Origin of the sequence: Azospirillum sp. TSO22-1 (assembly GCF_003116015.1) — a bacterium.
GTDB lineage: Bacteria > Pseudomonadota > Alphaproteobacteria > Azospirillales > Azospirillaceae > Azospirillum.
Genome location: NZ_LGQZ01000075.1, coordinates 53,544 through 78,855, shown reverse-complemented (window position 1 = coordinate 78,855; position 25,312 = coordinate 53,544). Strand labels below are relative to the sequence as shown.

The 25,312-nt window shown below is 71.1% G+C and carries 28 protein-coding genes and 1 tRNA gene; 12 read left to right on the top strand and 17 right to left on the bottom strand.

The features are described 5' to 3' along the window. Together TSO221_RS19470 and TSO221_RS19465 are read right to left on the bottom strand one after the other, a co-directional pair. Nucleotides 1–1,121: hypothetical protein (locus TSO221_RS19470; RefSeq protein WP_109120179.1), on the bottom strand; the 1,121-nt coding region annotated here is incomplete at its 3' end. 42 nt (nt 1,122–1,163) lie between these two features. Further along, nucleotides 1,164–1,502: a PAS domain-containing protein gene (locus tag TSO221_RS19465; protein WP_199229538.1), complete on the bottom strand. Its 339-nt coding sequence runs from the start codon at nt 1,500–1,502 to the stop codon at nt 1,164–1,166. Nucleotides 1,503–1,717: 215 nt separating this feature from the next. Here TSO221_RS19465 and TSO221_RS19460 point away from each other — a divergent pair, with 215 nt between their 5' ends. After that, nucleotides 1,718–2,836, top strand: coding sequence for a succinylglutamate desuccinylase/aspartoacylase family protein (locus TSO221_RS19460; RefSeq protein WP_109120177.1), 1,119 nt, complete (start codon nt 1,718–1,720; stop codon nt 2,834–2,836). On the opposite strand, the gene TSO221_RS19455 is transcribed toward TSO221_RS19460, so the two are convergent. Next, nucleotides 2,833–3,303: a DUF3299 domain-containing protein gene (locus TSO221_RS19455; RefSeq protein WP_109120176.1), complete on the bottom strand. Its 471-nt coding sequence runs from the start codon at nt 3,301–3,303 to the stop codon at nt 2,833–2,835. The genes TSO221_RS19460 and TSO221_RS19455 overlap by 4 nt on opposite strands. A gap of 208 nt (nt 3,304–3,511) precedes the next feature. Between TSO221_RS19455 and TSO221_RS19450 the strand changes: the two genes are divergently transcribed. After that, nucleotides 3,512–3,865 (top strand): metalloregulator ArsR/SmtB family transcription factor, encoded by a 354-nt coding sequence (locus tag TSO221_RS19450; protein ID WP_109120175.1) that lies wholly within the window; start codon nt 3,512–3,514, stop codon nt 3,863–3,865. 121 nt (nt 3,866–3,986) lie between these two features. Next, a complete protein-coding gene (gene hutG / locus TSO221_RS19445; protein ID WP_109120183.1) occupies nt 3,987–4,805 on the top strand; it encodes an N-formylglutamate deformylase in 819 nt (272 codons plus the stop codon). Here the strand turns inward: hutG and TSO221_RS19440 are convergent, their stop codons facing one another. From TSO221_RS19440 to TSO221_RS19415, 6 genes are all read right to left on the bottom strand, one after another. Then, nucleotides 4,806–5,216 carry a hemerythrin family protein gene (locus TSO221_RS19440; RefSeq protein ID WP_109120174.1) on the bottom strand — a complete coding sequence of 137 codons (411 nt, stop codon included), beginning with the start codon at nt 5,214–5,216 and terminating at the stop codon, nt 4,806–4,808. Nucleotides 5,217–5,393: 177 nt separating this feature from the next. Next, complete coding sequence (fabI, locus tag TSO221_RS19435) at nt 5,394–6,179, bottom strand: enoyl-ACP reductase FabI (protein ID WP_109120173.1); 786 nt, start codon at nt 6,177–6,179, stop codon at nt 5,394–5,396. A gap of 244 nt (nt 6,180–6,423) precedes the next feature. Beyond that, nucleotides 6,424–6,804: a DUF2892 domain-containing protein gene (locus tag TSO221_RS19430; RefSeq protein ID WP_109120172.1), complete on the bottom strand. Its 381-nt coding sequence runs from the start codon at nt 6,802–6,804 to the stop codon at nt 6,424–6,426. A 75-nt stretch (nt 6,805–6,879) separates the two neighbouring features. Beyond that, nucleotides 6,880–7,743: a glutamate racemase gene (gene murI / locus TSO221_RS19425; protein ID WP_109120171.1), complete on the bottom strand. Its 864-nt coding sequence runs from the start codon at nt 7,741–7,743 to the stop codon at nt 6,880–6,882. A 112-nt stretch (nt 7,744–7,855) separates the two neighbouring features. Beyond that, nucleotides 7,856–9,112 carry a glycosyltransferase gene (locus tag TSO221_RS19420; protein ID WP_109120170.1) on the bottom strand — a complete coding sequence of 419 codons (1,257 nt, stop codon included), beginning with the start codon at nt 9,110–9,112 and terminating at the stop codon, nt 7,856–7,858. A 71-nt stretch (nt 9,113–9,183) separates the two neighbouring features. After that, nucleotides 9,184–9,618, bottom strand: coding sequence for a CBS domain-containing protein (locus TSO221_RS19415; RefSeq protein WP_109120169.1), 435 nt, complete (start codon nt 9,616–9,618; stop codon nt 9,184–9,186). A gap of 160 nt (nt 9,619–9,778) precedes the next feature. Between TSO221_RS19415 and TSO221_RS19410 the strand changes: the two genes are divergently transcribed. Next, nucleotides 9,779–10,255, top strand: coding sequence for a hypothetical protein (locus TSO221_RS19410; protein WP_109120168.1), 477 nt, complete (start codon nt 9,779–9,781; stop codon nt 10,253–10,255). A 30-nt stretch (nt 10,256–10,285) separates the two neighbouring features. Here TSO221_RS19410 and TSO221_RS19405 read toward each other — a convergent pair whose 3' ends face one another. Then, on the bottom strand, nt 10,286–10,987 hold the full coding sequence (locus TSO221_RS19405) for a response regulator transcription factor (protein ID WP_109120167.1): 702 nt from the start codon (nt 10,985–10,987) through the stop codon (nt 10,286–10,288). Nucleotides 10,988–11,340: 353 nt separating this feature from the next. Here TSO221_RS19405 and TSO221_RS19400 point away from each other — a divergent pair, with 353 nt between their 5' ends. Beyond that, on the top strand, nt 11,341–12,000 hold the full coding sequence (locus TSO221_RS19400) for a response regulator transcription factor (RefSeq protein WP_109120166.1): 660 nt from the start codon (nt 11,341–11,343) through the stop codon (nt 11,998–12,000). A gap of 46 nt (nt 12,001–12,046) precedes the next feature. On the opposite strand, the gene TSO221_RS19395 is transcribed toward TSO221_RS19400, so the two are convergent. Further along, nucleotides 12,047–12,616 carry a type 1 glutamine amidotransferase domain-containing protein gene (locus tag TSO221_RS19395; protein ID WP_109120165.1) on the bottom strand — a complete coding sequence of 190 codons (570 nt, stop codon included), beginning with the start codon at nt 12,614–12,616 and terminating at the stop codon, nt 12,047–12,049. 118 nt (nt 12,617–12,734) lie between these two features. On the opposite strand from TSO221_RS19395, the gene TSO221_RS19390 reads away from it, so the two are divergent. Next, nucleotides 12,735–13,361, top strand: a complete 627-nt coding sequence (locus TSO221_RS19390; RefSeq protein ID WP_109120164.1) for a TIGR00725 family protein — start codon at nt 12,735–12,737, stop codon at nt 13,359–13,361. A gap of 365 nt (nt 13,362–13,726) precedes the next feature. Here the strand turns inward: TSO221_RS19390 and TSO221_RS19385 are convergent, their stop codons facing one another. The 6 genes from TSO221_RS19385 to TSO221_RS19365 all read right to left on the bottom strand — a co-directional run bounded on the left by TSO221_RS19385 (nt 13,727) and on the right by TSO221_RS19365 (nt 18,668). After that, nucleotides 13,727–14,191: a DUF2948 family protein gene (locus TSO221_RS19385; RefSeq protein WP_109120163.1), complete on the bottom strand. Its 465-nt coding sequence runs from the start codon at nt 14,189–14,191 to the stop codon at nt 13,727–13,729. A gap of 17 nt (nt 14,192–14,208) precedes the next feature. After that, the gene (gene murA, locus TSO221_RS19380; RefSeq protein WP_109120162.1) at nt 14,209–15,501 is read right to left on the bottom strand and encodes a UDP-N-acetylglucosamine 1-carboxyvinyltransferase; all 1,293 of its coding nucleotides are present in this window, start codon (nt 15,499–15,501) and stop codon (nt 14,209–14,211) included. Between the two features lie 70 nt (nt 15,502–15,571). Continuing rightward, nucleotides 15,572–16,126 carry a dCTP deaminase gene (gene dcd / locus TSO221_RS19375; protein ID WP_109120161.1) on the bottom strand — a complete coding sequence of 185 codons (555 nt, stop codon included), beginning with the start codon at nt 16,124–16,126 and terminating at the stop codon, nt 15,572–15,574. A gap of 86 nt (nt 16,127–16,212) precedes the next feature. After that, nucleotides 16,213–16,365, bottom strand: coding sequence for a hypothetical protein (locus TSO221_RS36010; RefSeq protein WP_199229537.1), 153 nt, complete (start codon nt 16,363–16,365; stop codon nt 16,213–16,215). Further along, nucleotides 16,362–18,317 (bottom strand): asparagine synthase (glutamine-hydrolyzing), encoded by a 1,956-nt coding sequence (gene asnB / locus TSO221_RS19370; RefSeq protein ID WP_109120160.1) that lies wholly within the window; start codon nt 18,315–18,317, stop codon nt 16,362–16,364. The genes TSO221_RS36010 and asnB overlap by 4 nt, the downstream gene beginning before the upstream one ends. Nucleotides 18,318–18,329: 12 nt before the next feature. Beyond that, nucleotides 18,330–18,668: a hypothetical protein gene (locus TSO221_RS19365; protein WP_109120159.1), complete on the bottom strand. Its 339-nt coding sequence runs from the start codon at nt 18,666–18,668 to the stop codon at nt 18,330–18,332. Nucleotides 18,669–18,802: 134 nt separating this feature from the next. Here TSO221_RS19365 and TSO221_RS19360 point away from each other — a divergent pair, with 134 nt between their 5' ends. The 6 genes from TSO221_RS19360 to TSO221_RS19335 all read left to right on the top strand — a co-directional run bounded on the left by TSO221_RS19360 (nt 18,803) and on the right by TSO221_RS19335 (nt 25,186). After that, entirely contained in the window at nt 18,803–19,786 is a 984-nt protein-coding gene (locus TSO221_RS19360) for an SDR family NAD(P)-dependent oxidoreductase (RefSeq protein WP_109120158.1), read from the top strand. A gap of 10 nt (nt 19,787–19,796) precedes the next feature. After that, nucleotides 19,797–21,032: a glycosyltransferase family 4 protein gene (locus TSO221_RS19355; protein WP_247878131.1), complete on the top strand. Its 1,236-nt coding sequence runs from the start codon at nt 19,797–19,799 to the stop codon at nt 21,030–21,032. Continuing rightward, nucleotides 21,029–22,030, top strand: coding sequence for a glycosyltransferase family 4 protein (locus TSO221_RS19350; protein WP_109120157.1), 1,002 nt, complete (start codon nt 21,029–21,031; stop codon nt 22,028–22,030). Before TSO221_RS19355 ends, TSO221_RS19350 begins: the two co-directional genes overlap by 4 nt. A gap of 121 nt (nt 22,031–22,151) precedes the next feature. Next, entirely contained in the window at nt 22,152–23,105 is a 954-nt protein-coding gene (locus TSO221_RS19345) for an NAD-dependent epimerase/dehydratase family protein (protein WP_109120156.1), read from the top strand. A 19-nt stretch (nt 23,106–23,124) separates the two neighbouring features. After that, nucleotides 23,125–25,044: a nucleoside-diphosphate sugar epimerase/dehydratase gene (locus tag TSO221_RS19340; protein ID WP_109120182.1), complete on the top strand. Its 1,920-nt coding sequence runs from the start codon at nt 23,125–23,127 to the stop codon at nt 25,042–25,044. A gap of 67 nt (nt 25,045–25,111) precedes the next feature. Further along, nucleotides 25,112–25,186: transfer RNA gene (locus TSO221_RS19335), tRNA-Thr, on the top strand. The last annotated feature ends 126 nt before the right edge of the window (nt 25,187–25,312 follow it).

The window sequence follows — 25,312 nt, the reverse complement described above, 5'->3', positions numbered from 1 at the left end:
GCGCCGAGCCCCATCGCAGCCGGCGCCAGCCCCGCCCCCGCCAGCGGCGGGTCGGCGCGCAGCAACCGCCACGCCGACGGCGCCAGCGCGGCGAGGTAGGCGGCGAGCGCCATCAGGCCCAGCGCCCCGGCCTTGAACAGCGTGTAGCTGGCCAGCGTGTGCGTGTACGCCACGCGCCAGCCACCGACCGCCGGGTTGGCGATCAGCGCGCCCCAGCCGTCGCCGAACAGGAAGGCCTCGGCCGAGCGGCCGACCTGCTCCAGCACCGCCGCGGCCTCGTCCAACCGGGCGTTGGTGCCGGTCAGCCGGTTCTTCTCCGCCACCTGCGCCAGCGCCCCGCCCAGCGTGTCGCCGAGCAGCAGCAGCGCCGCGCCCGACAGCACCGCCACGCCCAGCACCAGCCGCGGTGCCCGGCGCCACCACCAGGGCACGGTGGCCAGGCCCCCCAGCAGCGCGAGCCCCAGCGCCATGCGGTGCACCGCCCCCGCCAGCGCGCCCAGGCACAGCGCCGCCGGCAACAACAGGAGTCCGGCCGCGAGCCAGCGTGCCCAGCCGCCGCGCGCCGCCAGCCCGAGCGCCGCCATCGGCAGCGCCAGCGCGGCGAACAGCACCGACGGCGCGTTCAGGAAGTAGCGCAGCCCGTCCGCCATCGCCCGCACGCCGACCGCGCCGAATCCCCACTCCGCCTGCCGCCACCAGCGCAGGGCGAACAGCACGCCGGCCAGCGCCAGCCCCGCCGCCAGCAGCCGCTCCGCCCGCCCGTCGCCCCGCCGCAGCAGCGGCACCAGCAGCACCGGCAGGAACAGGTAGCCGAGCGGCACCACGTCGCGCAGCACCGCGCCCGGCTCCCAACCCAACGTCAGCCCGCGCACCAGCGGCGCCCACAGCAGCCACGCGAAGGCCAGGATTCCGACCGCCTCCCACCCGGGCAGCGCCGGGCCGCGCAGCGCGTGGCCGCTCACCACCGCGCAGGGCCGGCGCCAGCCGAGCGCGGCGAGCAGCAGAGCGCCGATGACGGCCTCCACCGCGCGCACCTCCGGCGGCGCCGGCGCGCTGAGCATCCCGTAGAGCGCCAGCGCCCCGAGCAGCGCCGCGCCGCGTCCTGTCGCCGTAAGGTCCATGCCGGCAGCATGCCACGCCCCTGCAACCGGGGCGAGCGGAACTCACGCCCTGCCCCGCTCCGGGATCTCCTCCGACACGATGAACCAGCGGCGGATCCGCCCGGAGGCGTCGCGGTCGCAGATCGCCTTGGCGTGGAACCAGCAGTACGCTCCGTCGTGGCGCCGGTAGCGATAGTCGGCCTCGTAGCGCCCGCCGCACGCCACGGCCTGCGCCCAGGCCGCCGCCGCGCGCGCCTGATCGTCGGGGTGCAGCACGTCCAGCCAGCCGTGCCCCTTCAACGTCTCGCCGGAGAGGCCGGTGTAGGCCCGCACCGCACCGTCGGCATAAACGTTGCGGCCCTCCACATCGGCAATGACGATCAGCGGAGCGGCCGGCGGCACGGCCCCTGCTCCGAGGCCGCAGCATCCGTCCGAGATATCGTCGGTGTCCAGCGGCATGGCTTTTGCCCTCACCACATGTCCAAGGGGCGTCCAAGGCAGCAAACATTGGCAGTTAAGCGTTTTTATATCAAATACTATATAGTTATAACACCACCCTCGACGGACGGTTCGAGCCGCGCTATCTGCTGACGCGAGGCTGCACCGGAGACGCCCCCATGATCGAGGAAATCCCCCTCCCCTGCGCGCGGCTGGGCACGCGGCGGGTGCTGGCGGTGCACCGCTTCGGCGCGCCGGGCGCCCGCCCCAGGGCGTACCTGCAGGCGGCGCTGCACGCCGACGAGACGCCGGGCATGCTGGTGGCGCACCACCTGATCCGCCTGCTGCGCGAGGCCGCGGTAACCGGCGAGGTGGTCGTCGTGCCGGTGGCGAACCCCATCGGCCTCGCCCAGGTGGTGGAGGGCACGCACGTCGGCCGCTACGCCCTCGACGGCGGCGGCAACTTCAACCGGCAGTTCCCCGACCTGACCGACGCGGCGGCCGAGCGGCTGTCCGGCGCGCTCGGCGACGATGCGGCAGAGAACGTGCGGCTGGTGCGCGCGGCCTTGCGCGCGGCGCACGCCGACCTGACGCCGGCGACCGAGGTGGCGGCGCTGCGCCACGCGCTGCTCGGGCTGGCGCTCGACGCCGACCTCGTGCTCGACCTGCACTGCGACCAGGAGGCGGTGCCGCACCTCTACACCGGCGAGGCGCTGTGGCCGGCGCTGTCCGACGTGGCCGGCGAACTGGGCTGCGAGGCGGTGCTGCTGGAGCGGGACTCCGGCGGCACGCCGTTCGACGAGGCGTGCTCCGGCCCGTGGTGGCGTCTGGCCGGGCGCTTCGGCTCCGAAACCCCGGTTCCGTTCGGCTGCGCCGCCGCCACCGTGGAGTTGCGCGGCAAGGCCGACGTGTCGGACGCGCTGGCCGAGGCGGACGCCCGCGCCCTGCTGCGCATCCTGGTCCGCCGCGGCGTGGTGGCGGGCGAAACCGCTCCGCCGCCCCCGGCGTGCGAGGCCACGCCGCTGGCCGGACTGGAGCGGCTGACCGCGCCGCACCCCGGCGTCATCGCCTTCCACCGCGCGGTGGGCGAACGGGTGGCGCCGGGCGATCTGGTGGCGGACATCGTCGATCCCAGCGCCGCCGATCCGGCACAGGCGCGCACCCCGTTGCGCGCCGGCACGGCGGGGATCCTCATGGCGCGCAGCAACCGCCGCTTCGCCGGGATGGGCGAGCTGGTGGCCTCGATCGCCGGCCGCGAGCCGCTGCAACGGACCGGCCGCGGCCTGCTGTTCGATTAGGCGTAGCGGACGGTCGCCTGCTCCAGCCGGTAGAACAGCCCCTCGTGCGGGTTGAGGCGCAGCGTGCCCGACACGATGACGGCGTTGCGCGTCTCCGGCGCCGGAACCCTGGCGTGGACGTGCAACATGGAGGCCGGCCCCGGGCGCTCGCACGCCGGGCAGCCGACCGGGTTGGCGGCGAGGATGAATCGGCGTTGCGGCCCGCCCTCAGTCAGCGACACCATGAAGCCGCGCAGGCTGACCGTCTTCCCGTCCAGCGCCGTGACGGCGTCGGGGAACTGCGGGGCCGCGGCGGCGCCGGCCAGACGGACGCCGGCAAGGTCGCGCCACAGCGCGGTGAATTCGTCGAGGGCGAGATGGAAGCGCCCTGCGGGGTGCGTCGGCTCCGCCGCGCCGCCGGCCCACACGGCCATCCCGGCGATCGGCACCAACGCCAAAGGCAACAAGACCCGACGGCGTGTCGTCATGGTTTCCTCCCGGTGCGGTGGATCCGCAGCGGCCTTTTGCGGCCTTCTTCTGATTTGGGGCGAATTGTTCCCAACTCCGGCCCCGCCGTCAACTCCCCTCCGTTCCCCCACCGACGGGCGCAGCAAGGCAAAGGTGGGGTGACGCCGGGGCGCCGGACCGGCATGATGGTCCTATCTCCAGCCGCTGCGACCTTCCGGAGCCCGTTTCATGCCAAACGCAAAACCCGCGCTGGCGCGCGTCAGCGAGGACCAGGCCGCCGAACTGGCGGACATGTTCCGCCTGATGAGCGACCCCAGCCGGCTGCGCATCATCCTGGCCTGCCTGGAGACGCCGACCTCGGTCGGCGACATGGCGACGGCGCTGGGGCTGTCGCCCTCGCTGGTCAGCCACCACCTGCGCCTGCTGCGCGCCGGACGCCTGATCCAGGCGGAGCGGCGCGGCAACCGCGTCTATTACCTGATCACCGACGAGCATATCCGCCGGGTGCTGTCCGATATGGTCGATCACGTCGCCGAAAGCGACGATCTGGACGCGGACGAGCCAAACGATCCCCCGGCGTAGAATTTCCTTAGCAAATGTAATAAAATCGCAATTGAGTTTGACGGCGGCGGCGCCCGCCCCCATAGTCGTTGTGCAACGCAGCATGATGCTGCGCGCCGAGCCGGTCCCCCAGGGTGTTTCGATGGAAACCTTCCGATTCCAGCCGGGTGAAACTCCGATCCTGCTGAGCATTCCGCACGTCGGCACGGCCATCCCGCCCGACGCCGCCGCCGGGATGACGGAGGCGGCGCTGGCCACGCCGGACACCGACTGGCACCTGGACCGCCTGTACCACTTCGCCCCGGCGCTCGGCATCGGTTTCCTGAAGGCGACGTGCTCGCGCTACGTGATCGACCTCAACCGCGACCCGGCCGGGGCGGCGCTGTACGCCGGCGCCGACAACACCGAGCTGTGCCCGCTGACCACCTTCGACCGCAAACCGCTCTACCGCCCCGGCCACGAGCCCGACGCCGCCGAGGTGCAGCGCCGCATCGACACCTACTGGCGCCCCTACCACGAGACGCTGCAGCGCGAGTTGCAGGCATTGCGCGACCGCTTCGGCGTCGCCGTGCTGTTCGACGCGCACTCGATCCGCTCCGAGGTGCCGCGCTTCTTCCAGGGCCGGCTGACCGACTTCAACCTCGGCACCGCCGACGGCGCCACCGCCGCGCCGAAGCTGGTCGGCCGGCTGATGAACGTGCTGGCGGCGACCGGCACGTACAGCTCGGTGCTGAACGGCCGCTTCAAGGGCGGCTACATCACCCGCGCGTACGGCAAGCCGGAGGACGGCATCCACGCCGTCCAGCTCGAACTCGGCCAGCGCACCTACATGGAAGAGGCGCCGCCCTTCCGCTACCGCGACGAGTTGGCCGGCGACGTGCGCCCGCTGCTGGAACGCCTGCTGGGCGTCATCGCGGAATGGACCCGCGAGCAGGCGCGGGCGGCGCGGGTGGCGGTCTGATCATACCCACACGCCGCGAACGTACGGCGCGATCTGCGTGTCTTCCATGATGATGTGGTTCACCAGCCAGTCGGCGGTGAAGGCGTAGATCCGCTCGCCGTTGGCGCGGGTCGGCTCCTTGGCGAAGACGTTGGAGAGATCGCCGATCGCCTTCACGGCGTCGGCGTGGCGGCGCTTATGCTCCTCGATCTTGGGGAAGTGCACCTTCTCCATGATCTTCTCTTCGCGCTGGAAATGCTGATGCGTGTACTCCAGCAGCTTCATCAGCGTCTTGGCGACGCGCGCCGGCATGTAGACCCGCGCGTTCAGCGCGGCGTCCAGTTCGTTCAGGTACTCGATCAGGTGCCTGTGATCGTCGTCGATGGACGATTGTCCAACACTGAGTTGGCGCCGCCACGCTATCGCACCCATGCCACCTCCGGACCAGCGCCCACCCTTTTGGCGGGCATCCACTGGCCGGATTATGCGTGCGGTGCAGCGCGGCACAGAAGGAACCATGCAGGCGCACGGCAATTTGACGCACCCGTTCCCGCACGCAAAAAGGGGCGGGGGCCGAAGCCCCCGCCCCTTTCCGCGCAGCGTCCGCCGTCAGCCGACGATGGAGTAGCCGCAGTCCACGTAGGTCGTGGCGCCGGTGATGCCCTTGGCGCCGTCGGTGGCGAGGAAGGCGGTGGTGTAGCCGACTTCCTCGGTGGTCACCAGACGGTGCTCCGGCGCGCGGTCGGCGGCCTTGGCCATCAGCTCGTCGAAGTGCGCGATGCCCGAGGCGGCGCGCGTCTTGATCGGGCCGGGGGAGATGGCGTGCACGCGGATGCCCTTCGGGCCCAGCTCGGCCGCCAGATAGCGCACGCTGGCCTCCAGCGCGGCCTTCACCGGGCCCATGACGCCGTAGTTGTCGATGACGCGGATGGCGCCGAAGTACGACATGGTGAACAGCGTGCCGCCCTCCTTCATCAGCGGCTCGGCGTAGCGGGCCATGCGGATGAACGAGTGGCAGGACACGTCCATCGCCGCCGAGAAGCCGTCGCGCGAGCAATCGACGACGCGGCCGTGCAGGTCCTCGCGCGGGGCGAAGGCGATGGAGTGCAGCGCGAAGTCGAGCTTGCCCCACTTCTGCTCGATCTTCTCGAACATGGCCTTGAGCTGGCCCTCGCCGGTGACGTCCACCGGCTCGAAGATCTCGGCCTCGACCTCGCGGGCCAGCGGCTCGACGTGCGGCTTGGCCTTGTCGTTCAGGTAGCTGATCGCCAGGTCGGCGCCCAGCGCCTTGAACGCCTTGGCGCAACCCCAGGCGATCGACTGGTCGTTGGCGATGCCGAGAATCAGGCCCTTCTTGCCGGCAAGGCTGGCGGCCGCAGGAATCATGGTGGTCATCAGAAGTGTCCCATCTGGAAAGTCGGGGATTGACGTCAGACCGCTGACTGGATGGTCGTTCCGTGCATCGCATCCTTACATGATGAAGTACTCATGCAGGTGTGCCGACGGTTCGTCCTTCCTCCCCACCCGCAGCGTTACGTTTGTGCGGCGCAGCATAGAGCAGATAATCAAGACGTGCAACGCGCGAATACTGCAACAAAATTGACAAGTTTTGGGTAATTCGCGAATCGACGCGGTACGCTCAAGCGGTGCCGGGGGTGAAGGAGGGCGGATCGCTGGCCGGGAAGGATTCCTCGGATGCCTCGTCCACCCGCTCGTCGGCGTCGCCGTAGATGTCGCCGGGGTTGCGGGAGTACCGATGGCGGCCGTCGTCGACGTCCTGGGCGGGAATCGCGGAGGCGGGACGGCGCCAACTCTCCATCAGCCCGTACGCCGGGCAATAGCCGGTCAGGCCGCGCGCCACCAGCGCGCCGCCGGCCAGCGCCATGACCGCGCCGCCGATGGTCGGCCGGCGGATGCCGAGCACCGCGAGGATGCCGCCGCCGACCAGCGAGGCCACGCGCTCGGCGTGGCCGACGTTGATCATCCGGTCGAAGTCGTCGACGTGGGCATGATGCGCCATATGGGTCTCCCGCGGGAACGGATCCCGTGCCCCTTGAACGGCGCGCTCAAGGCGGAGGTTCCCGCCCGGCGGAGATCAGCCGCCCAGCGTCTCGAACAGCGTCTCGAACGGCGTCGGCCGCCCGAAGAAGCGCCCGGCCAGCGCGCTCACCCGCGCCGCGTCGCCGGTGGTGAAGAAACGCGGGCCTTCGGCGGTTCCGCCGGCCGGCGCGTATTCCGGATGGCGCTCCAGGTAATGCTCCAGCGAGCGGGCGACCAGCGCCGGCTGCGACAGCACCTCGACGCCGGGCGGCAGCGCCTCGGCGAACAGGTGCGCCACCAGCGGGTAGTGCGTGCAGCCCAGCACCACGGAATCCAGCGGCCGGCCGTCCAGCCGCTCCGTCAGCTCGGCGACGTAGCGGCGCACCGCCGGGCGGATCGCGGCGTCGGGGGCGCCCTCCTCGATCAGCGGCACGAGGTCCGGGCAGGCCTGCTGGACGACGGTGACGTCCGGCGCCCGCTTGCCGATCTCGCGCGGGAAGGAGCCGGAGCGGACCGTGCCCGCGGTGGCGAAGACGCCCACGGTGCGCGGCTCCGGCAGCCGGCCGGCGAGCGGCGCCTCGACCATCCAGGGCACGCGGGTGATCGCCTCGACCATCGGGACCAGAACGCCCAGCACGTTGCGCCCCGGGTACGCGTCGCGCAGCCAGGTCTGCTGCATCCGGCGCAGCGCCACCGCCGCCGCGGTGTTGCAGGCCACCACGATCAACCCGCAGCCCTGCGCGAACAGGTGCTCCACGCCGGCCACGGTCAGGCGGTAGATCTCCTCGTCGCTGCGCGGGCCATACGGGGCGTTGCCGTTGTCGCCGAGATAGACGAAGGGCCGGCCCGGCGCCGCCTCGGTCAGCGCCCGCAGCACCGTCAGCCCGCCATGCCCGGAATCGAAGACGCCGATCGCCACTGGAAAACCCCCACAGGGAAACGGAAAGCCGCAGTTTCCGGATTGCCGCCGGAAACGGGTGTGAAATCGTTGGGCGCGGGAGTATGCCACGCCCGACGGCGGAGCCAAGGCTTCAGCGCACCGTCTGCTCCAGGATGTTCACGGCCGTGCCGACGCCGTCCTCCGCCCGGATCCGCGCGCCCAGGTCGGCGGCGCGCGCCCGCATGTCCGGATCGTCCATCAGCGCCAGCGCCGCCGCCAGCCGGGACGGCGTCAGCTCCGTGCGCGGCAGCGGCGCCGGGCCGACACCCAGCGCGTGCACACGCGCTCCCCAGAAGGGTTGGTCGCCGAGGAACGGCACCACGAAGCCCGGCACCCCGGCGCACAAGGCGGCGGCCGTGGTGCCGGCGCCGCCGTGGTGGACCACCGCCGCCATGCGCGGGAACAGCCAGTCGTGCGGCGCCGACTCCAGCCCGTGCACGGTCGGCGGCAGCGCCTTGGCGTCCAGCCCGCCCCAGCCCGCCGACAGCACGGCGCGCCGGTCGCCCAGCGCCTCCAGCACCAGCGCGGTGGTGGCGGCCGGGTCGTAGCCGCCCATGCTGCCGAAGCCGACGTACACCGGCGGTGGGCCATCGTCGAGGAAGCGCCGCAGGCCGGCCGGCGGCTCCCAATCCATGCCCTCGTCGAGGAACCAGAATCCGGGGACGTGGCAGAACTCCGGCCAGTCCGCCGGCCTGGGCAGCACCTGCGGCGAGTGGGCGTAGAGCACCGGCGGCGTCTCGCGCATCATCCGCGGCCCCGGCCCGATCAGCGGAATCGGCGGCAGGCCGAGCACGCTGCGCCGCGCCCGGTTGATGGACGGGCGGAAGCCCTGCCAGATCACCTGCATGAGGGCGACGTGCAGCATGATGTTCACCGCCCCCGGCAGCCGCATGGCCGGCGGCTTCATCAGGGGCGGCGGGAAGGCGCGCGTCGGCCCCATCGGCTGCAAGCCGACCCCTGCCCAGGGAACGCCGAGCGACTCGGCGATGCCGATACCGGTGTAGAAGCCCAGGCCGGCGGTCACCAGCAGGTCGCAGCCGCGCGACGCCTCGAGGTATTCGCGGGTCCACGCCTCGCCATAGTCCTGCGCCATGCGCACCAGGGCACGGGTCAGTTGCACCGGGTTGACGCCGCGGCGGAACAGCGCGTCGGCGGCGTCGCCCTGGGTCACGGCGCGTACGTCGCCGGACAGCGGACGGTGCTCCAGGCCGTGGCGCTCGATCAGCGGCCGGAACTCGCGGTCGGCCGGCAAGACCACGCTGTGCCCGGCCCGCACGAGACCGGCGCCGAGCGCCACGAGGGGGCGAACGTCGCCCAGCGAACCGTAGGTGATGATGGATACCCGCATGGCGCGGGATCATAGCGCGAAAGGCGCGAAAGGGGACCACTCATGGTGGTCCCCGCCGGCGGTATGCGGCCTCAGGCCAGGATCTCGGCGATGGCCTCCATGTCGTGCACCTCGTGCTCGAACCGGGCGAGCTCCGGGCCGACGGCGTCGCGGATCGACACCATGCCGATGGGCCGGCCGCGCTCGACCACCGGCAGGTGGCGGAAGCCGCCGTCGTGCATGTAGTGCAGCGCGTCCACGATGGTGCGGTCCGGCCCTATGGTGGTCGGGTCGCAGGTCATGACCTCGTCCACCTGGGTACGGTCGGGGTCGAGCCGGCCGGCGAGGACGCGGAACAGCGCGTCGCGCTCCGTGAAGATGCCGACCAGCCGTTCGCCATCGACCACCGGCAACGCGCCGATGCGGTATTCCCTCATCATGTGCGCCGCAGTGCGGACGGACGCGGTGCGCGGCACGGTGACGACGCGCTGGTTGCGGACGATCTCCCGGATGGGCCGGTTCGGCATTGGCTTTTCCTTCCCTGTTGTGCGACAGTCTGTCGCAGAAAGAATGATGCGCGGGAGCGTGCGTCGCAGCAATAGACCAATAGGCTGCACTTACCTCCACGAACGAAAGGGATAGAAGTCGGTTTCACGTCATACGAAGGGGCGGAGGCATGGAGGGTGCATGCGGGGTATCGCCACGGGGCTCGGGTACGCGCTGACCATCGCGGTCGGGGCGACCCTCTTCTTCGTCGGGTACACGCACCTGCTGGGGCTGCGCTCCGACGCGCTGGCGATGGTGGCGGCCGGGATGTGCGGGGCGATCTCCGCCACGATGGCGTGGCCGAGCCCGCCCGGCGACGAGGTGCTGAACCGTCCGCGCGCCGACCTGGTGATCGGCAGCCGCACCGCGCTTCTGTTCTACGTGCTGTTCACCATCGCCACGGTGGTCGAGCGCTTTCCCGAGTATTTCGGGGAGGTGGACGGCGTCCACCAGACGCTGACGACCCTGCTGCTCAGCCTGCCGGGCTTGGTGGTGGTGTCGCTGGGGGTGATGATCTACGCCAGCATGGGGGCGGCGTTCTTCCTGTCGGTGATCGCCGCCCGCTTCTGGGTGCGGCAGGCGCGCCGGGCGCGCGCCGCGCACCCGCCGGCGGCGTAGCCGCCATACTCTTTCTGGGCGGCGTAGCGGCTACACCTCTTCCGGGAAGCAGCCGGCGCGGGCGGCCACCACCGCCACCTGGGTGCGGTTGCGCACGCCGAGCTTCTGCATGATGGCGCGCACATGCACCTTGACGGTGCCCTCCAGCACGCCCAGCTCGCGCGCGATCTCCTTGTTGGAATGGCCGGCCAGCAGCAGTTGGAAGACGTCGCGCTGGCGGTCGGTCAGGCGGTCGAGGATCTGCCCGGTCGGCCGCGCCGTGTCCGCCGCCACGTTGCCGCTCAGCACCGCGCGCGGCAGCGGCAGGAACGTCTCCCCGGTCAGGGCCAGCGAGATGGCGTGCTCCAGCACCGCGGTGGAGCTGGTCTTGAGGATGTAGCCCTTGGCCCCCATGCGCACGCTGTCGACGATGTCGGCCACGTCGTCGGAGCCGGAGATCACCAGCAGCGGCACGCCGGCCAGCGCATCGACCATGCGGCGCAGCCCGTCGCGTCCCTGCCGGTCGGCGAGGCTGAGGTCGAACAGCACCAGCGTCAGGTCGCGGACGCGGGCCGCCACCTCCAGCGCCTCGACCAGCGAACCCGCCTCGATGATCTGGGCGTCGGGGTGGATCTCGCCCACCGACAGGGCGAAGCCGTGCCGCACCAGGGGGTGATCGTCCACGACGAGGAACTTGCGCGGCTTGGCGCGCATCGCCCGCTCACCGCCCATCGAACGCACCTGTACTTCCATCGTGTCTCTACCTTCCTCCGGTCGCGGCTCGCAAATGATCCGGTGTCACACCCGGTTCCGACAGCCTATTCGCCACCGACGCGCCGCGACATCTCCGATTTCACCGAAAGATACCACTTTCGATTTTCCCGGCTTTTTGTCCTGCTAGCTGCGTTATCCTTGCGCTATCATCATGCGCAATTTCGATGTCGCTTGCCGCGACAACGCTCACTCGTATAAAACACTTCCATATTCATGGTAAAGCCCGCATTTACAAGACAATATGTCTTGTATTTTTCCTATATGCGGGCATTGCGCGATACGCAATTTACAAAACGAAACGGGCGCGAATGCGGCTTCATGGAGGAGGCTTTATGGACACCTGGAATGTGATGCTGATCGACCACGACCGGCTGTTCTCGGCGGCGCTTGGCACGCTCATCAGCAGCGGTCCGTTCCGCATCTGCCACTATGCGGCGGACACCGGTGACGCCGCGACGGCGGTCGAGCGGGGCAGCGAGCCCGACCTCATCGTCATGGCGCTGCAGGACGGCTCGGCCGAGGAACTCGCCGGGATCAAGCGGCTGCGCACCGCCACCGGCGCGCGCATCGCCGTGCTGGCGGACGAGATGCTGGACCGGTCGCTTTCCCTGGCGTTGCGGGCCGGCGCCGACGCCTATCTCAACAAGTCGATGAGCAGCGAATCGCTGCTGCGCGCGCTGCAACTGGTGATGCTGGGCGAGGTGGTGTACCCGACGCACGTCGCCAGCCTGCTGATCGCCACCGCCAACGAGCGCCCGACCCCGACCCGCGCCACGCCGACCAACAACGAGTTGTCGAAGCGCGAGGTGCAGATCCTGCGCTGCCTGCTGGCCGGCCAGTCGAACAAGGCGATCGCCCGCAACCTGCACATCACCGAGAGCACGGTGAAGATGCATTTCAAGAACGTGATGCGGAAGATCAACGCCCAGAACCGCACGCAGGCTGCGGTGTGGGCGATCCAGAACGGACTGTCGCCGCTGGTGAACGCCTGACCCGGCGCCCCCTCCCCCGTTCCGCATGGGGGAGGGGGATGGCGGCTCATTCAGCCGCGTGGCGATGGCCATGGCGGCCCTCGGCGAACTCCTCGATCATCTTCGGGCAGAAGTTCGGCAGGTCCTGCGGGTTGCGCGAGGTGACGAGGCCGCGGTCGGTCACCACCGTCTCGTCCACCCAGGTCGCCCCGGCGTTGGTCAGGTCGATCTTCAGCGACGGCCAGGAGGTCATCCGCCGGCCGCGCACGCCATCGGCGTCGATCAGCGTCCACGGGCCGTGGCAGATGGCGGCGATGGGCTTGCCCGCCTGCACGAACGCGCGGATGAAGGCGATGGCTTTCGGTTCCAGCCGCAGCGCGTCCGGGTTCATCACGCCGCCGGGCAGCATCAGCGCGTCGTAGCGGCCGGCATCGGCGGACTCCAGCGTCGCATCGACCGGCACGGTGTCGCCCTTGTCGTGGTGCTTCCAGCCCTGGATGCTGCCGGACTTCGGCGACACGATGTGCACGGTGGCGCCGGCCTCCTTCAGGGCCTTCACCGGCTCGGTCAGTTCCGACTGCTCGAAGCCGTCGGTGGCGAGCACGGCCACGGTCTTTCCGTTCAGGCTCTTGGCCATGATGCGGTCCTCCGTCTCGGTTGGGGATACCGCCCCAACCAGAGCGTGCGCCGGGGGTTCCGCCGTCAGCCCATTCTTCGAGGGCCACCCAGACCAGCGTCTGTGGCATAGTGCCGGCATGTGGACCCTCGCCCCCGACCGCCGCACCCTCTGGGATGCCGCCGGACGCCGCCTCGACCCGGCCCGCCGCACCTGGACCCCCGACCGGCCGCCGCCGGACGGCCTGCCGCTTGGCGACGCCGAGACGGTGCGCTGGTTGCAACGGGAGAGCGGCTCCCCCTGCCGTCCGCCGGTCGGCGTCATCGGCCCGCGCGAGCCGACGCGGGAGCAGGAGGCGATGGCCGAGGCGGTCGGCGCGGGCTTGGCCGACCTCGGGCTGGTGGTGCTGTGCGGCGGCCGTTCCGGCGTCATGGAGGCGACCTGCCGCGGCGTGGCGAGCCGGGGTGGCCTGTCCGTCGGCCTGCTGCCCGGCGAGGACTGGGAGAGCGCCAATCCCTACGTCACCGTGCCCATCGCCACCGGCATCGGCGTCGCCCGCAACGCGCTGATCGCCCGCGCCGCGCTGTGCCTGATCGCCATCGGCGGCGGCGTCGGCACGCTGTCGGAGATCGCCTTCGGCCTGCAGTTCGGCAAACCGGTCTTCGCATTGGCCGGCGCGCCGAAGGTGGACGGCACGGTGGAGCTGGACGGCTGGGACGCCCTCTTGCCGCTGGTGGCGCGGGTGGTGCTGGCCGTGCATCCGTGAGATCGCGTCGGCCTCAGTGGTCGGCCAGGGTTCGCTCAGCCTGTTCATGCCCCGACAACAGGCGCGCGCGACGATCCGTCGCCACATACACGCTTCGGTGGATTCGCCCATGCACTTGTGTGCAAAAATGATGACGGCGGCCGGAATAGGCCGGCCGCCGCATCAAAGGAGGCAAAAGGCATGAAGAAGATGCCCTTTCTCCTGGTCTTCGCGTGGCGGGACTGGGTGATCGCGATCACCAAGCGCCGCCGCAGGAAGGCCTAGGGGCGAGCCGGTGGGTGTTCGCAGCACCCGCCGGCCACCTCCAACAATATATCATCGACACGCGGGACTGGCAAATCCCCGACCGTTCTACTCCTCACCCCCTACTCTTCAATGGGATGGCAGGGCTTGCAGGAGGTCGGCCAGGGCTCGCCGAGATCCTCGACCAAGCAGCGCCACGAGGCACCGTCCAGGCGGATGCAGCCGCCGCCGGAGAAATGCAGCGCCACGCCTCCGCCCTCCACCGTCTCCACCGACAGCAGTTCGAGGAACTGACGGCGGTCCTTGAGATCCAGGCCGCGCATCTTGACGGCCGTCACCCCCTCGAAGCGGACGCCGCAGTTGACGCGCTCGAACGGGTACAGCTCGTCGTCCTCGGCGGTGGGGCCGGAGGCCTCGCGCGGACGGTCGCTGGCCTCCCAGCGGAAGCGGCTGACCACCGCCACGAAGCGCTTCTCGTCCGGCAGGTAGCACATGTCGCCAATCGGCACGATGGCGTCCTGCAGGCAGGCGGAGACGACCTTCAGGTCCTCCTGGTCCTCGGCGCGCATCCGCAACGGCGTGGTCATGGCTCCTCCCCTACCCGTCAGTCCTCGCCGCCGCCGCCGATGCGCTCGATGTCGGCGCCGCAGGCGGCCAGCTTCTCCTCGACCCGTTCGTAGCCGCGGTCCAGGTGGTAGACGCGGTTGACCGTCGTCTCCCCCTCCGCCGCCAGACCGGCCAGCACCAGCGACACCGAGGCGCGCAGGTCGGTGGCCATGACCGGCGCGCCGGTCAGCCGCTCGACCCCACGCACCAGCGCCGAGGAGCCGTGCACGGTGATACGCGCGCCCATGCGCATCAGTTCCGGCGCGTGCATGAAGCGGTTCTCGAAGATCGTCTCGGTGATCATCGCCGCCCCGCGCGCCGTGCACATCAGCGCCATCATCTGCGCCTGCAGGTCGGTCGGGAAGCCGGGGAACGGCTCGGTCATCGTATCGACGCCGTGCAGCTCGCCGTTGGCGCGGGCGACGCGCACGCCGTTCTCGATCTCGGTGAACACCACGCCGGCCGGCTGCAAGGTGGTGGCCAGCGACTGGATCAGCTCCAGCCGGGTGTTCATGATGTCCAGCTCGCCGCCGGTGATCGCCGCGGCCATGGCGTAGGTGCCGGTCTCGATGCGGTCGGGCACCACCGCGTGGGTGGCGCCGTGCAGCCGCTCGACCCCGCGGATGCGCAGCGTGTCGCTGCCGATGCCCTGGATGTCGGCGCCCATGGCGACGAGGCAGTGGGCGAGGTCGCTCACCTCCGGCTCGCGCGCGGCGTTGACCAGCACGGTCTCGCCCTTCGCCAGCGTGGCGGCCATCAGCAGGTTCTCGGTGGCGCCGACGGAGACCTTGGGGAAGACGAACTCCGCGCCCTTCAGGCCGTTCGGCGCCTTGGCGACGATGTAGCCGCGGTCCAGCTCGATCTCCGCGCCCATGGCCTGCAGGCCCTTGATGTGCAGGTCCACCGGACGCGCGCCGATGGCGCAGCCGCCGGGCAGCGACACCCGCGCCTCGCGGCAGCGCGCGACCAGCGGCCCCAGCACCAGCACCGAGGCGCGCATCTTGCGCACCAGGTCGTAGGGGGCCGTGGTGTTGGTGAGGTTGCGCGCGGTCAACTCGATCACCCGGCCGGCACAGTTGCCGCCGGCGCCCGCGAGATGGATCGCCACGCCGTGCTGGAGCAGCAGGTTGCACAGCGTGTTGATGTCCGCGAGGATCGGCAGGTTCTTGAGAACCAGCGTCTCGTCGGTGAGCAGGCTGGCGGTCATCAGCGGCAGCGCCGCGTTCTTGGCGCCGCCGACTTCGATGGCGCCGCGCAGGGGGTTACCGCCGCGGATACGGATCCTGTCCATGGGACCTATGAGTGCTTGATGCTGTAGGGATGGTGCCGGCGGAGCCGGTTTACAAGATGGCCCGCCGCGCTCAAAGGCGCGGCAGGGTGACGCCCTTCTGGCCCATGTACTTGCCGGACTTGTCGGCGTAGGAGGTCTCGCAGACCGTGTCCCCCCGGAGGAACAGGAACTGGCACAGCCCCTCGTTGGCGTAGACCTTGGCGGGCAGCGGCGTGGTGTTGGAGATCTCCAGCGTCACGTGGCCTTCCCACTCCGGCTCCAGCGGGGTGACGTTGACGATCAGGCCGCAGCGGGCGTAGGTGCTCTTGCCCAGGCAGATCACCAGCACGTCGCGCGGCACGCGGAAGTACTCCACCGTGCGGGCCAGCGCGAAGCTGTTCGGCGGGATGATGCAGACGTCGGTCTTGCGGTCGACGAAGCTGTTCTCCGAGAACAGCTTGGGATCGACGATGGCGTTATCGACGTTGGTGAAGATCTTGAACTCGTCGGCGACGCGAGCGTCGTAGCCGTAGGAGCTGAGCCCGTAGGAAATGACGCCGGCGCGCTCCTGGCGGTCGACGAAGGGCTCGATCATCCCCTTGGTCGAGGCCATCTCGCGAATCCAGCTGTCCGGCATGATGCCCATGGGCCCATTCTCCTCGTACGAAATCGGATCAGGGGGTTGTAGCGGACGCGGACGGGGGGCTCAAGGGATGGAAATGCGCCCTGCGCTCAATCCTGGGCTTCGCGATCGTCGTCCTTGGCTTCCCGCGCCCGCGCCTGCTCCTTGCGCTTCTTCAGGTTGTCGCGCAGGCGTTCGGCCAGGCGGTCCTGGCGGTCCGGGCTCTTGACCTTTCCGGGCTTGGGCGGCGGCGTCTCGCTCATGCGGCGCTCGCGGCCGGTTCGGTGACGGCGGGAGCCTTGCCCCAGCGCGCCTTCCAGGCCTGGAACATCAGCACCGCCCACAGCTGGTGCTGCCGGTTGCGGCGCCCCGACAGGTGCTCGGCCCAGGCGCGGCGCACCGTGGCGGCGTCCAGCAGACCGTCCTCGCGCAGGCGGCGCTCGTCCAGCAGATCCTCGGCCCAGGGACGCAGCGGGCCGCGCAGCCAGTCGGCGATGGGCACGGCGAAGCCCATCTTGGGGCGCTCGATCAGGTCACGCGGGACGTGGCGGTAGAGCACCCGGCGCAGCAGGTGCTTGCCCTGCCCGTCGCGCAGCTTCTGGTGCAGCGGCAGGCGCCAGGCGAACTCCACCACCCGGTGGTCGAGCAGCGGCACCCGCGCCTCCAGCGCCACCGCCATGCTGGCGCGGTCCACCTTGGCGAGGATGTCGTCCGGCAGATAGGTCGCGGTGTCGAGGTACTGCATGCGCTCGGTGAAGTCGGGCACCAGGGCGGCGGCACGGGCGTCCCACGGCAGGCCGTGCGGCTCGCGCCCGCCGAGGACCAGCGCCTCGGGGTGGTGCCATTGGCTGGCCAGCGTGCGGTACAGCGTGTCGGCGTCGGCGGAGCCGAGGATCCCCGCCAGCTTGTGCGCCTTGTCGCCGGCCATGCGCATGCCGGGAAGGCGGCCGAGCAGCGCGTCCCAGCGCCCCGGCGGCACGGCCTGGATCAGCCCGGCGGCGGCGGCGCGCAGGCCGGCCGGCACCCGGCCCATGCCGCGCCACAGCCGCGCCCCCAGCAGGTAGCGGCGGTAGCCGGCGAACAGCTCGTCGCCGCCGTCGCCGGACAGCGCCACGGTGACCGAGCGGCGGGTCAGCTGCGACACCAGGAAGGTCGGCACCTGCGAGGAATCGGCGAACGGTTCGTCGTACCAGTCGGCCAGCGTCGGGATGACGGCCAGCGCGTCGGCGGGCTCGACGGTCAGCTCGGTGTGGTCGGTGCCGAGGTGCGTGGCGACGGCCCGCGCATCGGCGGACTCGTCGTAGCCGGTCTCGCGGAAGCCGATGGTGAAGGTGCGCACCGGACGGGACGACTGCGCCTGCATCAGCGCCACCACGGTGGAGGAATCCACCCCGCCCGACAGGAAGGCGCCGAGCGGCACGTCGGCGACCATCTGCCGGCCGACGGCGTCCATCAGCAGGGCTTCCAGCCGGTCGGCGGCCTCCTCGTCGGGCAGGTCCAGCCGGTCCGACAGGCCGGCTCGCACGGCGCCCTCCAGCGACCAGTAGGCGGTCCGTACCGGCTCCGCGTCGGGACGGATGGTGAGGATGCTGCCGGGCTCCAGCTTGTGGACGCCCGCATAGATGGTGTGCGGCGCCGGCACGTAGGCGAAGCGGAAATAGGCGGTCAGCGCGTCGCGGTCGATCTCGGCGCGGAAGGCGGGATGGGCCCGCAATGCCTTCGGTTGCGAGCCGAACAGCACCGTGTCGCCGAAGCGCGCCCAGTACAGCGGCTTGACGCCCATCTGGTCGCGGACGAGGTGCAAAGCGCGCTCCCGCCGGTCCCACAGCGCCATGGCGAAGATGCCGACCAGCCGGCGCGCCGTCGCCTCGACGCCCCAGCGGGCGACGCCTTCGATCAGCACCTCGGTGTCGGAATGGCCGCGGAAGCGGTGGCCGGCGGCCTCAAGTTCGGCGCGCAGGTCCTGGTAATTGTAGATCTCGCCGTTGTAGGCGACGACCCAGCGCCCGTCGGCGGACTCCATCGGCTGCCGGCCCAGCGGCGACAGGTCGACGATGGCGAGGCGCCGGTGCGCCAGCGCGATTCCCGCCGCCTCGTCCACCCAGACGCCGTCGCCGTCCGGCCCGCGGTGGGCGATGGTGTCGTTCATGCGGCGCACGGCCGCCTCCATCCCCCTATCGGGGGACGGCGTCAGGAATCCGCAGAAGCCGCACACGGCGCGTCGACCTCAGTGGTCGGAGCGGTGCAGGATGGAATCGCGCAGGCCGGTGTCGTAGGTCATGGCCTCCGCCGTCAGCACGACTCCGCCGCTCTCGTTGGAGAGGACCAGCCCCTTGCGCTCCAGCACCACCCAGACCGCCGGGTTGCTGAGGCCGGTGGCGTCACGCCCGGACACCACGGCGTCGCCGACATGGAAATGGCTGCCGTGCGCATGCGGCAGCTGCGTGACCTTGAAGCCGCCCGGCTCCTCGGCCGGCGCGTTCTCGAGCCGCGCGATCTCCTGCAGCAGCGTCAGCGTCTTGAGCTGCAGGGGGTTCAGGTTCAGCGGATTCTTCTTGGGGGCCATGGGTGCTTTCGCCGCCGTTCATTCGGGTGCGGCAGTAGATCGGCTGATCATCGGCCCTGTCAAGCGCGGGGCTGGCATCCGGCACGCGGCTGGGGCATAACGGCAGCCGTTTCCCGCATAGGACATGAAGCGACATGACGATCCTGGTCACCGGCGCCGCCGGCTTCATCGGCTCGCACCTGTCCGCGGCCCTGATGGCGCGCGGGGAGACGGTGCTCGGCATCGACGACGTGAACGCCTACTACTCGGTGGCCCTCAAGGAGGCGCGGCTGGCCCGCCTGACGCCCAACCCGGCGTTCCGCTTCCTCAAGGTCGACATCGCCGACCGCGCCGCCATGGAGGCCCTGCGCCCGCAGCTGGCCGACGTCACCGGCATCGTCCACCTCGCCGCGCAGGCGGGCGTACGCTATTCGCTGGAGAACCCGTACGCCTACGTCGAGGCGAACGTGATGGGCCATCTCTGCATGCTGGAGATGGTGCGCAACCTGCCGAACGTGCGGAACTTCGTGTACGCGTCCTCGTCGTCGGTGTACGGCGGCAACAAGGTGCTGCCGTTCTCGGTCGAGGACCGCGTCGACAGCCCGGTGTCCATCTACGCCGCCACCAAGAAGGCGGACGAGCTGATGAGCCACGCGTACAGCCACCTGTACGGCTTCCCGGCGACCGGGCTGCGCTTCTTCACCGTGTACGGCCCGTGGGGCCGCCCGGACATGGCGGCGTACCTGTTCGCCGATGCCATTCTCGCCGGCCGGCCGATCCGCGTCTTCAACGCCGGCGAGATGCAGCGCGACTTCACCTACATCGACGACGTCGTCGCCGGCATCCTGGCCGCGCTCGACCGCCCGGTGCAACCGGACGAGAGCGGCGTGCGCCACCGCGTCTACAACCTGGGCAACCACCGCTCGGAACGGCTGCTGGACTTCATCGGCGTGATCGAGCAGGCGCTCGGCCGCGCCGCCATCAAGCAGATGGAGCCGATGCAGCCCGGCGACGTCCCGGCCACCTACGCCGACATCGAGGCGAGCCGCCGCGACCTCGGCTTCGAGCCGGCCACGCCGGTGTCCGTGGGCATCCCGCGGTTCATCGAGTGGTACAAAGAGTATCACGGCGTCAAGTAAGGCCCCTCCCGTGCCCATCACCACGCGCCGCAAGAAGGCGACCTCCGTTCCGGTCAGGACCGCCGCGCTGAGGCCCCTTGGAAAAGCTGAGGCCCGGCCGACGCTGCTCTACCTCGTCACCGAGGACTGGTATTTCTGGTCGCACCGCCTGCCGATGGCGCGGGCGGCGAAGAAGGCCGGCTTCGACGTGGTGGTCGCCACCCGCGTCGACCAGCACCGCGAGCGCATCGAGGCGGAGGGCTTCCGCGTCGTCCCGCTGAACTGGCGGCGGCGCAGCGTCAGCCCGTCGCACGCGCTGGCCTGCATCCGCGAGATCGACGCGGTGTACCGCCGCGAGCGCCCGGCCATCGTGCACCACGTGGCGCTGAAGCCGATCCTGCTGGGCGGGCTGGCCGCCATCGCCGCCGGGGTGCCGGCGGTGGTCAACGGGCTGACCGGGCTGGGCTCGGCGCTGATGGGCAAGGGCGGGCTGAAGGGGCGCGTCGCCGGGCTGGTGGCGCGGCCGCTGCTCGGCGTCGTGCTGAAGCGGCCGAACAGCCGGCTGATCCTGCAGAATTCCGACGACCGCGACCTGCTGGTCGAGCGCAAGCTGGTGAAGCCGGACGCGGTCAGCCTGATCCGCGGCTCCGGCATCGACGTGAAGCACTTCGCCGTGCTGCCCGAGCCCGAGGGGCCGGTCACCGTCGGCTTCGTCGGCCGCCTGCTGGAGGACAAGGGCGTGCGCCCGCTGGTCGAGGCGCACCAGCGGCTCCGCGTCGAGGGGCTGGAGATCAACCTGATCCTGGCCGGCACGCCGGACCCGGAGAACCCGACCTCCATCAAGCCGGCCGAGCTGGAGCGCTGGAAGGCCCTGCCCGGCATCGAGCTGCCCGGCCACATCGCCGACGTGCGCGAAGTGTGGAAGCGCGCCCACATCGCCGTGCTGCCGTCGCGCCGCGAGGGCCTGCCCAAGAGCCTGCTGGAGGCGGCGAGCTGCGGCCGCGCCATCGTCGCCACCGACGTACCGGGCTGTCGCGAGGTGGCGCATGCCGGCGGGAACGCGCTGCTGGTGCCGGTGGACGATGCCGGCGCGCTGGCCGAGGCGATCGGCACGCTGGCCCGCGACGCCGAACTGCGCCGCCGCTTCGCCAAGGCCAGCCGCGCGCTGGTCGAATCCGACATGGCCGCCGACCGCGTCGGGGCGAAGACGGTGGAGCTGTACCGCTCGCTGCTGGCCGGTATCCCCCGCGCGAGGACCGCGCCGTGAGCGCCCTGGCGGCCCTGCTGGCGCTGGCCGGGACGCTGGCCGCCTCCTGGCTGCTGGTCGGGCGGGTGACCGCGTACCTGCGGCACAAGGCGATCCTCGACCATCCCAACGACCGCTCCAGCCACACCATCCCGACGCCGCGCGGCGGCGGCTGGGGCGTCATGCTGGCGCTGCTGCCGGCCTGGGCACTGATCGGCGGCGGGCTGGGCGATCTGCGCGCCGTGCTGCCGATCCTGGCGGGGGCGTCGGCGCTGATGGCGATCTCGTGGATGGACGACCGCCGCGGGCTGGGGCCGGCGCCGCGCTTCCTGACGCAGATCGGCGCCGTGGTGGTCGGCATGGCGGCGCTGCCGCCGGATGGGCTGGTCCTGCAGGGGCTGGCGCCGCTGTGGCTGGACCGCGTGCTGGCGGGCTTCGCGTGGTTGTGGTTCGTAAACCTCTTCAACTTCATGGACGGCATCAACGGGCTGGCCGGCAGCGAGGCAGCGACCGTCGGCGGCGGGCTGGCGCTGGTCGCTGCGCTGGCCGGGCTGGAACCGGAGCTGGCGCTGTACGGGCTGGCCGTGGCCGGCGCGGCGCTGGGCTTTCTGCGCTGGAACTGGGACCCGGCCAAGGTCTTCATGGGCGACGTCGGCAGCGTGCCGCTGGGCTACGCGCTGGGCTGGCTGCTGCTGACGGTGGCCGCCAAGGGGATGTGGGCGGCGGCGCTGCTGGTGCCGGCCTATTTCCTGACCGACGCGACCGTCACCCTGCTGCGCCGGGCCGCCGAGGGGAAGAAGGTCTGGCAGGCGCATCGCGAGCACTTCTATCAAAAGGCCACCCAGCGCGGCCGCAGCCACGCCGAGGTGGTGCGCGCCGTGCTGGCCGCCAACGCCGCCCTGGTGGCGCTCGCCGCCGCGTCGCTCAGCATCGGCTGGGCCGCGCTGCCGGCCGGCGCAGCGGTGATTTTGCTGCTGCTGGCGCATCTGGGGCGGGCTGTGAGGAGGGTTCCGGCGTGACGCACTTGCCCCCACCCTCCCCGCGCCCTTCGGCGCGGGGCCCCTCCCTCCCCCGCTGCGCAGGGGAGGGGAGGTCGCCCTCCCCTGCGCAGCGGGGGAGCGGTCGGGGGTGGGGGCAAGCATGACCCGCATCCTCGTCACCGGCGCCACCGGCTTCGTCGGCAGGGCCCTCGTGCCGTTGCTCGTGAAGCGTGGCTTCGCCGTGCGCGCCGCCGTGCGCCATCCGGACGCCCAGGTACCCGGCGCCGACCTCGTCGCCGTCGGCGACATCGGCCCGGACACCGACTGGGCCGAGGCGCTGGAGGGCGTCGACGCCGTCGCTCACCTCGCCGCCCGCGTGCACGTGATGCGCGACACCGCGTCCGACCCGCTCGCCGAATTCCGCCGCACCAACACCGACGGCACCCGCCGCCTCGCCGAGGCGTGCGCCGGGCGCGGCGTGCGCCGCTTCGTCTATCTCAGCTCGATCAAGGCGGTGGTGGACGAGAGCCGGCCCGACCCGGTCACCGACGCCACTCCGGCCGACCCGCACTCCCCCTACGGAATCTCCAAGCGGGAGGCCGAGCAGGCGCTGGAAGACCTGCACGCCCGCGGCGCGCTCGACCCGGTGATCCTGCGCCCGCCGCTGGTGTACGGCCCGGGTGTGGCCGGCAATCTGCGCGCCCTGCTGCGCCTGTGCCGGAAGCGCGTCCCTCTGCCGCTGGGCCGCGTGGCCAACCGGCGCAGCCTGATCGGCGTCGGCAACCTCGCCGACGCGGTCGCCCTGTGCCTGAGCCACCCGGCGGCGCCCGGCCGCACCTTCCTGGTCAGCGACGGCGCGCCGCTGTCCACCGCCGACCTCGTGCGCCACTTCAGCGCCGGTCTCGGCGTCCGTCCGCGCCTGCTGCCGGTGCCGCCGGCGCTGCTGGGGCTCGCCGCCGCGCTGCTCGGCCGGCGGGACGCCTGGGACCGGGTGGGCGGCTCGCTGGTTCTCGACGATGCGGCGATTCGCGCCGCGCTGGGCTGGTCTCCGCCGGCGGAAGCCGCGTCCGGCTTGCGCGCCACCGCCGAATGGTTCAAAGCTTCGCACGGCTGAGCGTTCCGAAGGGTCCATGATGCGCATCCCGTCGCCGCGGGCGTTCCTCGTCTACCTGCACGACCTCGTGATGACCGGCGTCGCCTTCGTGGTGGCCCTCTACCTGCGCGTCGGCATGCTGGCCTTCGATCAGTACGCCGACGTGCTGACGCTGGCCGCGCCGATCATGGTCGGCATCTCGGGCATCGTGTTCATGACGCTGGGCCTGTACCGCGGCATCTGGCGCTACGCCTCGATCCCCGATCTCGCCCATGTGGTGCGCGCGGTGACGGTGTCGGTGCTGACCTTCGTGCTGGTCATGTTCATGATGACCCGCCTGAACGCCCTGCCCCGCTCGCTGCCGCCGATCCTCTGGCTGGTGCAGATCGTGCTGCTGGGCGGGCCGCGCTTCGCCTACCGCCTGACCAAGGACCGCCGGCTGGCGCTGCGCGACGAGCTGTCCGGCGTGCCGCGCATCCCGGTGCTGCTGCTGGGCGTCGGCGACGCGGCGGAGCTGTTCATCCGCTCGCAGGCCAACACGGTGTACCGCGTCGTCGGCATGCTGGACGACAAGAACCGCCGCATGGGGCAGTCGGTGCGCGGCGTGCCGGTGCTGGGCGGCACCGACGACCTGCGCGGCGTGGTCGAGGCGCTGGCCCGCAAGGGCGAGCGCCCGCAGCGCCTGATCCTCACCAAGGGCCACGCCGAGGTGACGGGCGCCGCCGTGCGCGCCCTGCTGGACGAGGCGGAGGCGCTGGGCCTCACGCTGTCCCGCCTGCCCAGCCTGACCGAGTTCAAGTCGGCCCTCGACGAGGGCAAGATCGAGGTCCGCCCGATCGCCATCGAGGACCTGCTGGGCCGGCCACAGTCGGTGCTCGACCGCGGCGCCATCAGCGAACTGATCGCCGCGCGCCGCGTGCTGGTCACCGGCGCCGGCGGCACCATCGGCAGCGAGCTGGTGCGGCAGATCGCGGCGCTGGAGCCGAGCGACCTCGTGCTGGTCGATGCCGGGGAGTTCAACCTCTACGCCATCGACCTGGAGATCCGCGGGCGGTTCCCGGATCTCGCCGTGCACACGGTACTGGCCGACGTGCGCGACCGCGACCGCGTCCACCGCCTGTTCCAGGAGCACCGCCCGGTCATGGTGTTCCACGCCGCGGCGCTGAAGCACGTGCCGCTGGTCGAGGAGAACCCGACCGAGGGCGCGCTGACCAACGTCGTCGGCACCCGCAACGTCGCCGATGCGGCGCGCGCGGCGGGTTGCCTCGCCATGGTGATGATCTCGACCGACAAGGCGATCCGCCCGACCAGCGTGATGGGCGCCAGCAAGCGCTTCGCCGAGTGCTACTGCCAAGCGCTCGACGTGCTGCCGGGCCGCGACGGCGCCACGACCACGCGCTTCATGACGGTGCGCTTCGGCAACGTGCTGGGCTCCTCGGGCTCGGTGGTGCCGCTGTTCCAGCGCCAGCTGGCGGCCGGCGGGCCGCTGACCGTCACCCACCCGGACATGCGCCGCTACTTCATGACGGTGCGCGAGGCGGTGGAGCTGGTGCTGCAGGCCTCCGCGCACGGCGCCGCCCGGGCCGAGGAGCGCGGCAAGGTGCTGGTGCTCGACATGGGCGAGCCGGTGAAGATCGTCGATCTGGCGCGGCAGATGATCCGGCTGGCCGGTTACCGGCCGGACGTCGACATCAAGGTGGAGTTCACCGGCCTGCGCCCCGGCGAGAAGCTGTTCGAGGAGATCCTGTCCGCCGCCGAGGCGCCGACGCGCACCGAGGCCGACGGCGTCTTCCTGGCCTCGCCGCGGGTCATCGACTACGCGCTGGTCAACCGCGCGCTGGGCGAGCTGGAGGCGGCGGCGCGCGGCGGCGACGCCGAACGCGTGCTGACCATCGTCGCCAACATCGTGCCGGATTTCCGCGCCGAGGCGGTGGTTCCGCTGGCCGACGCGAAGGCGTGATTTTTTGCTTTTAAGGGGTTGCGTGGGCCGGACGCCTGTCGTATAACCCGCGCCACCTCAGGACGGGGCTGCCGTAGCTCAGTGGTAGAGCACTCCCTTGGTAAGGGAGAGGTCGAGAGTTCAATCCTCTCTGGCAGCACCATTCCCCTCCCCCCTCCGATATTTTTACGGCATTCGGACGCGGCCTTCCGGCAGCGCGTCATGCAACCGTTGTATGCGGTCCGGCATGGTTGCGACTTTCCGCAACCTGTGATGTGCTTGTGACTTC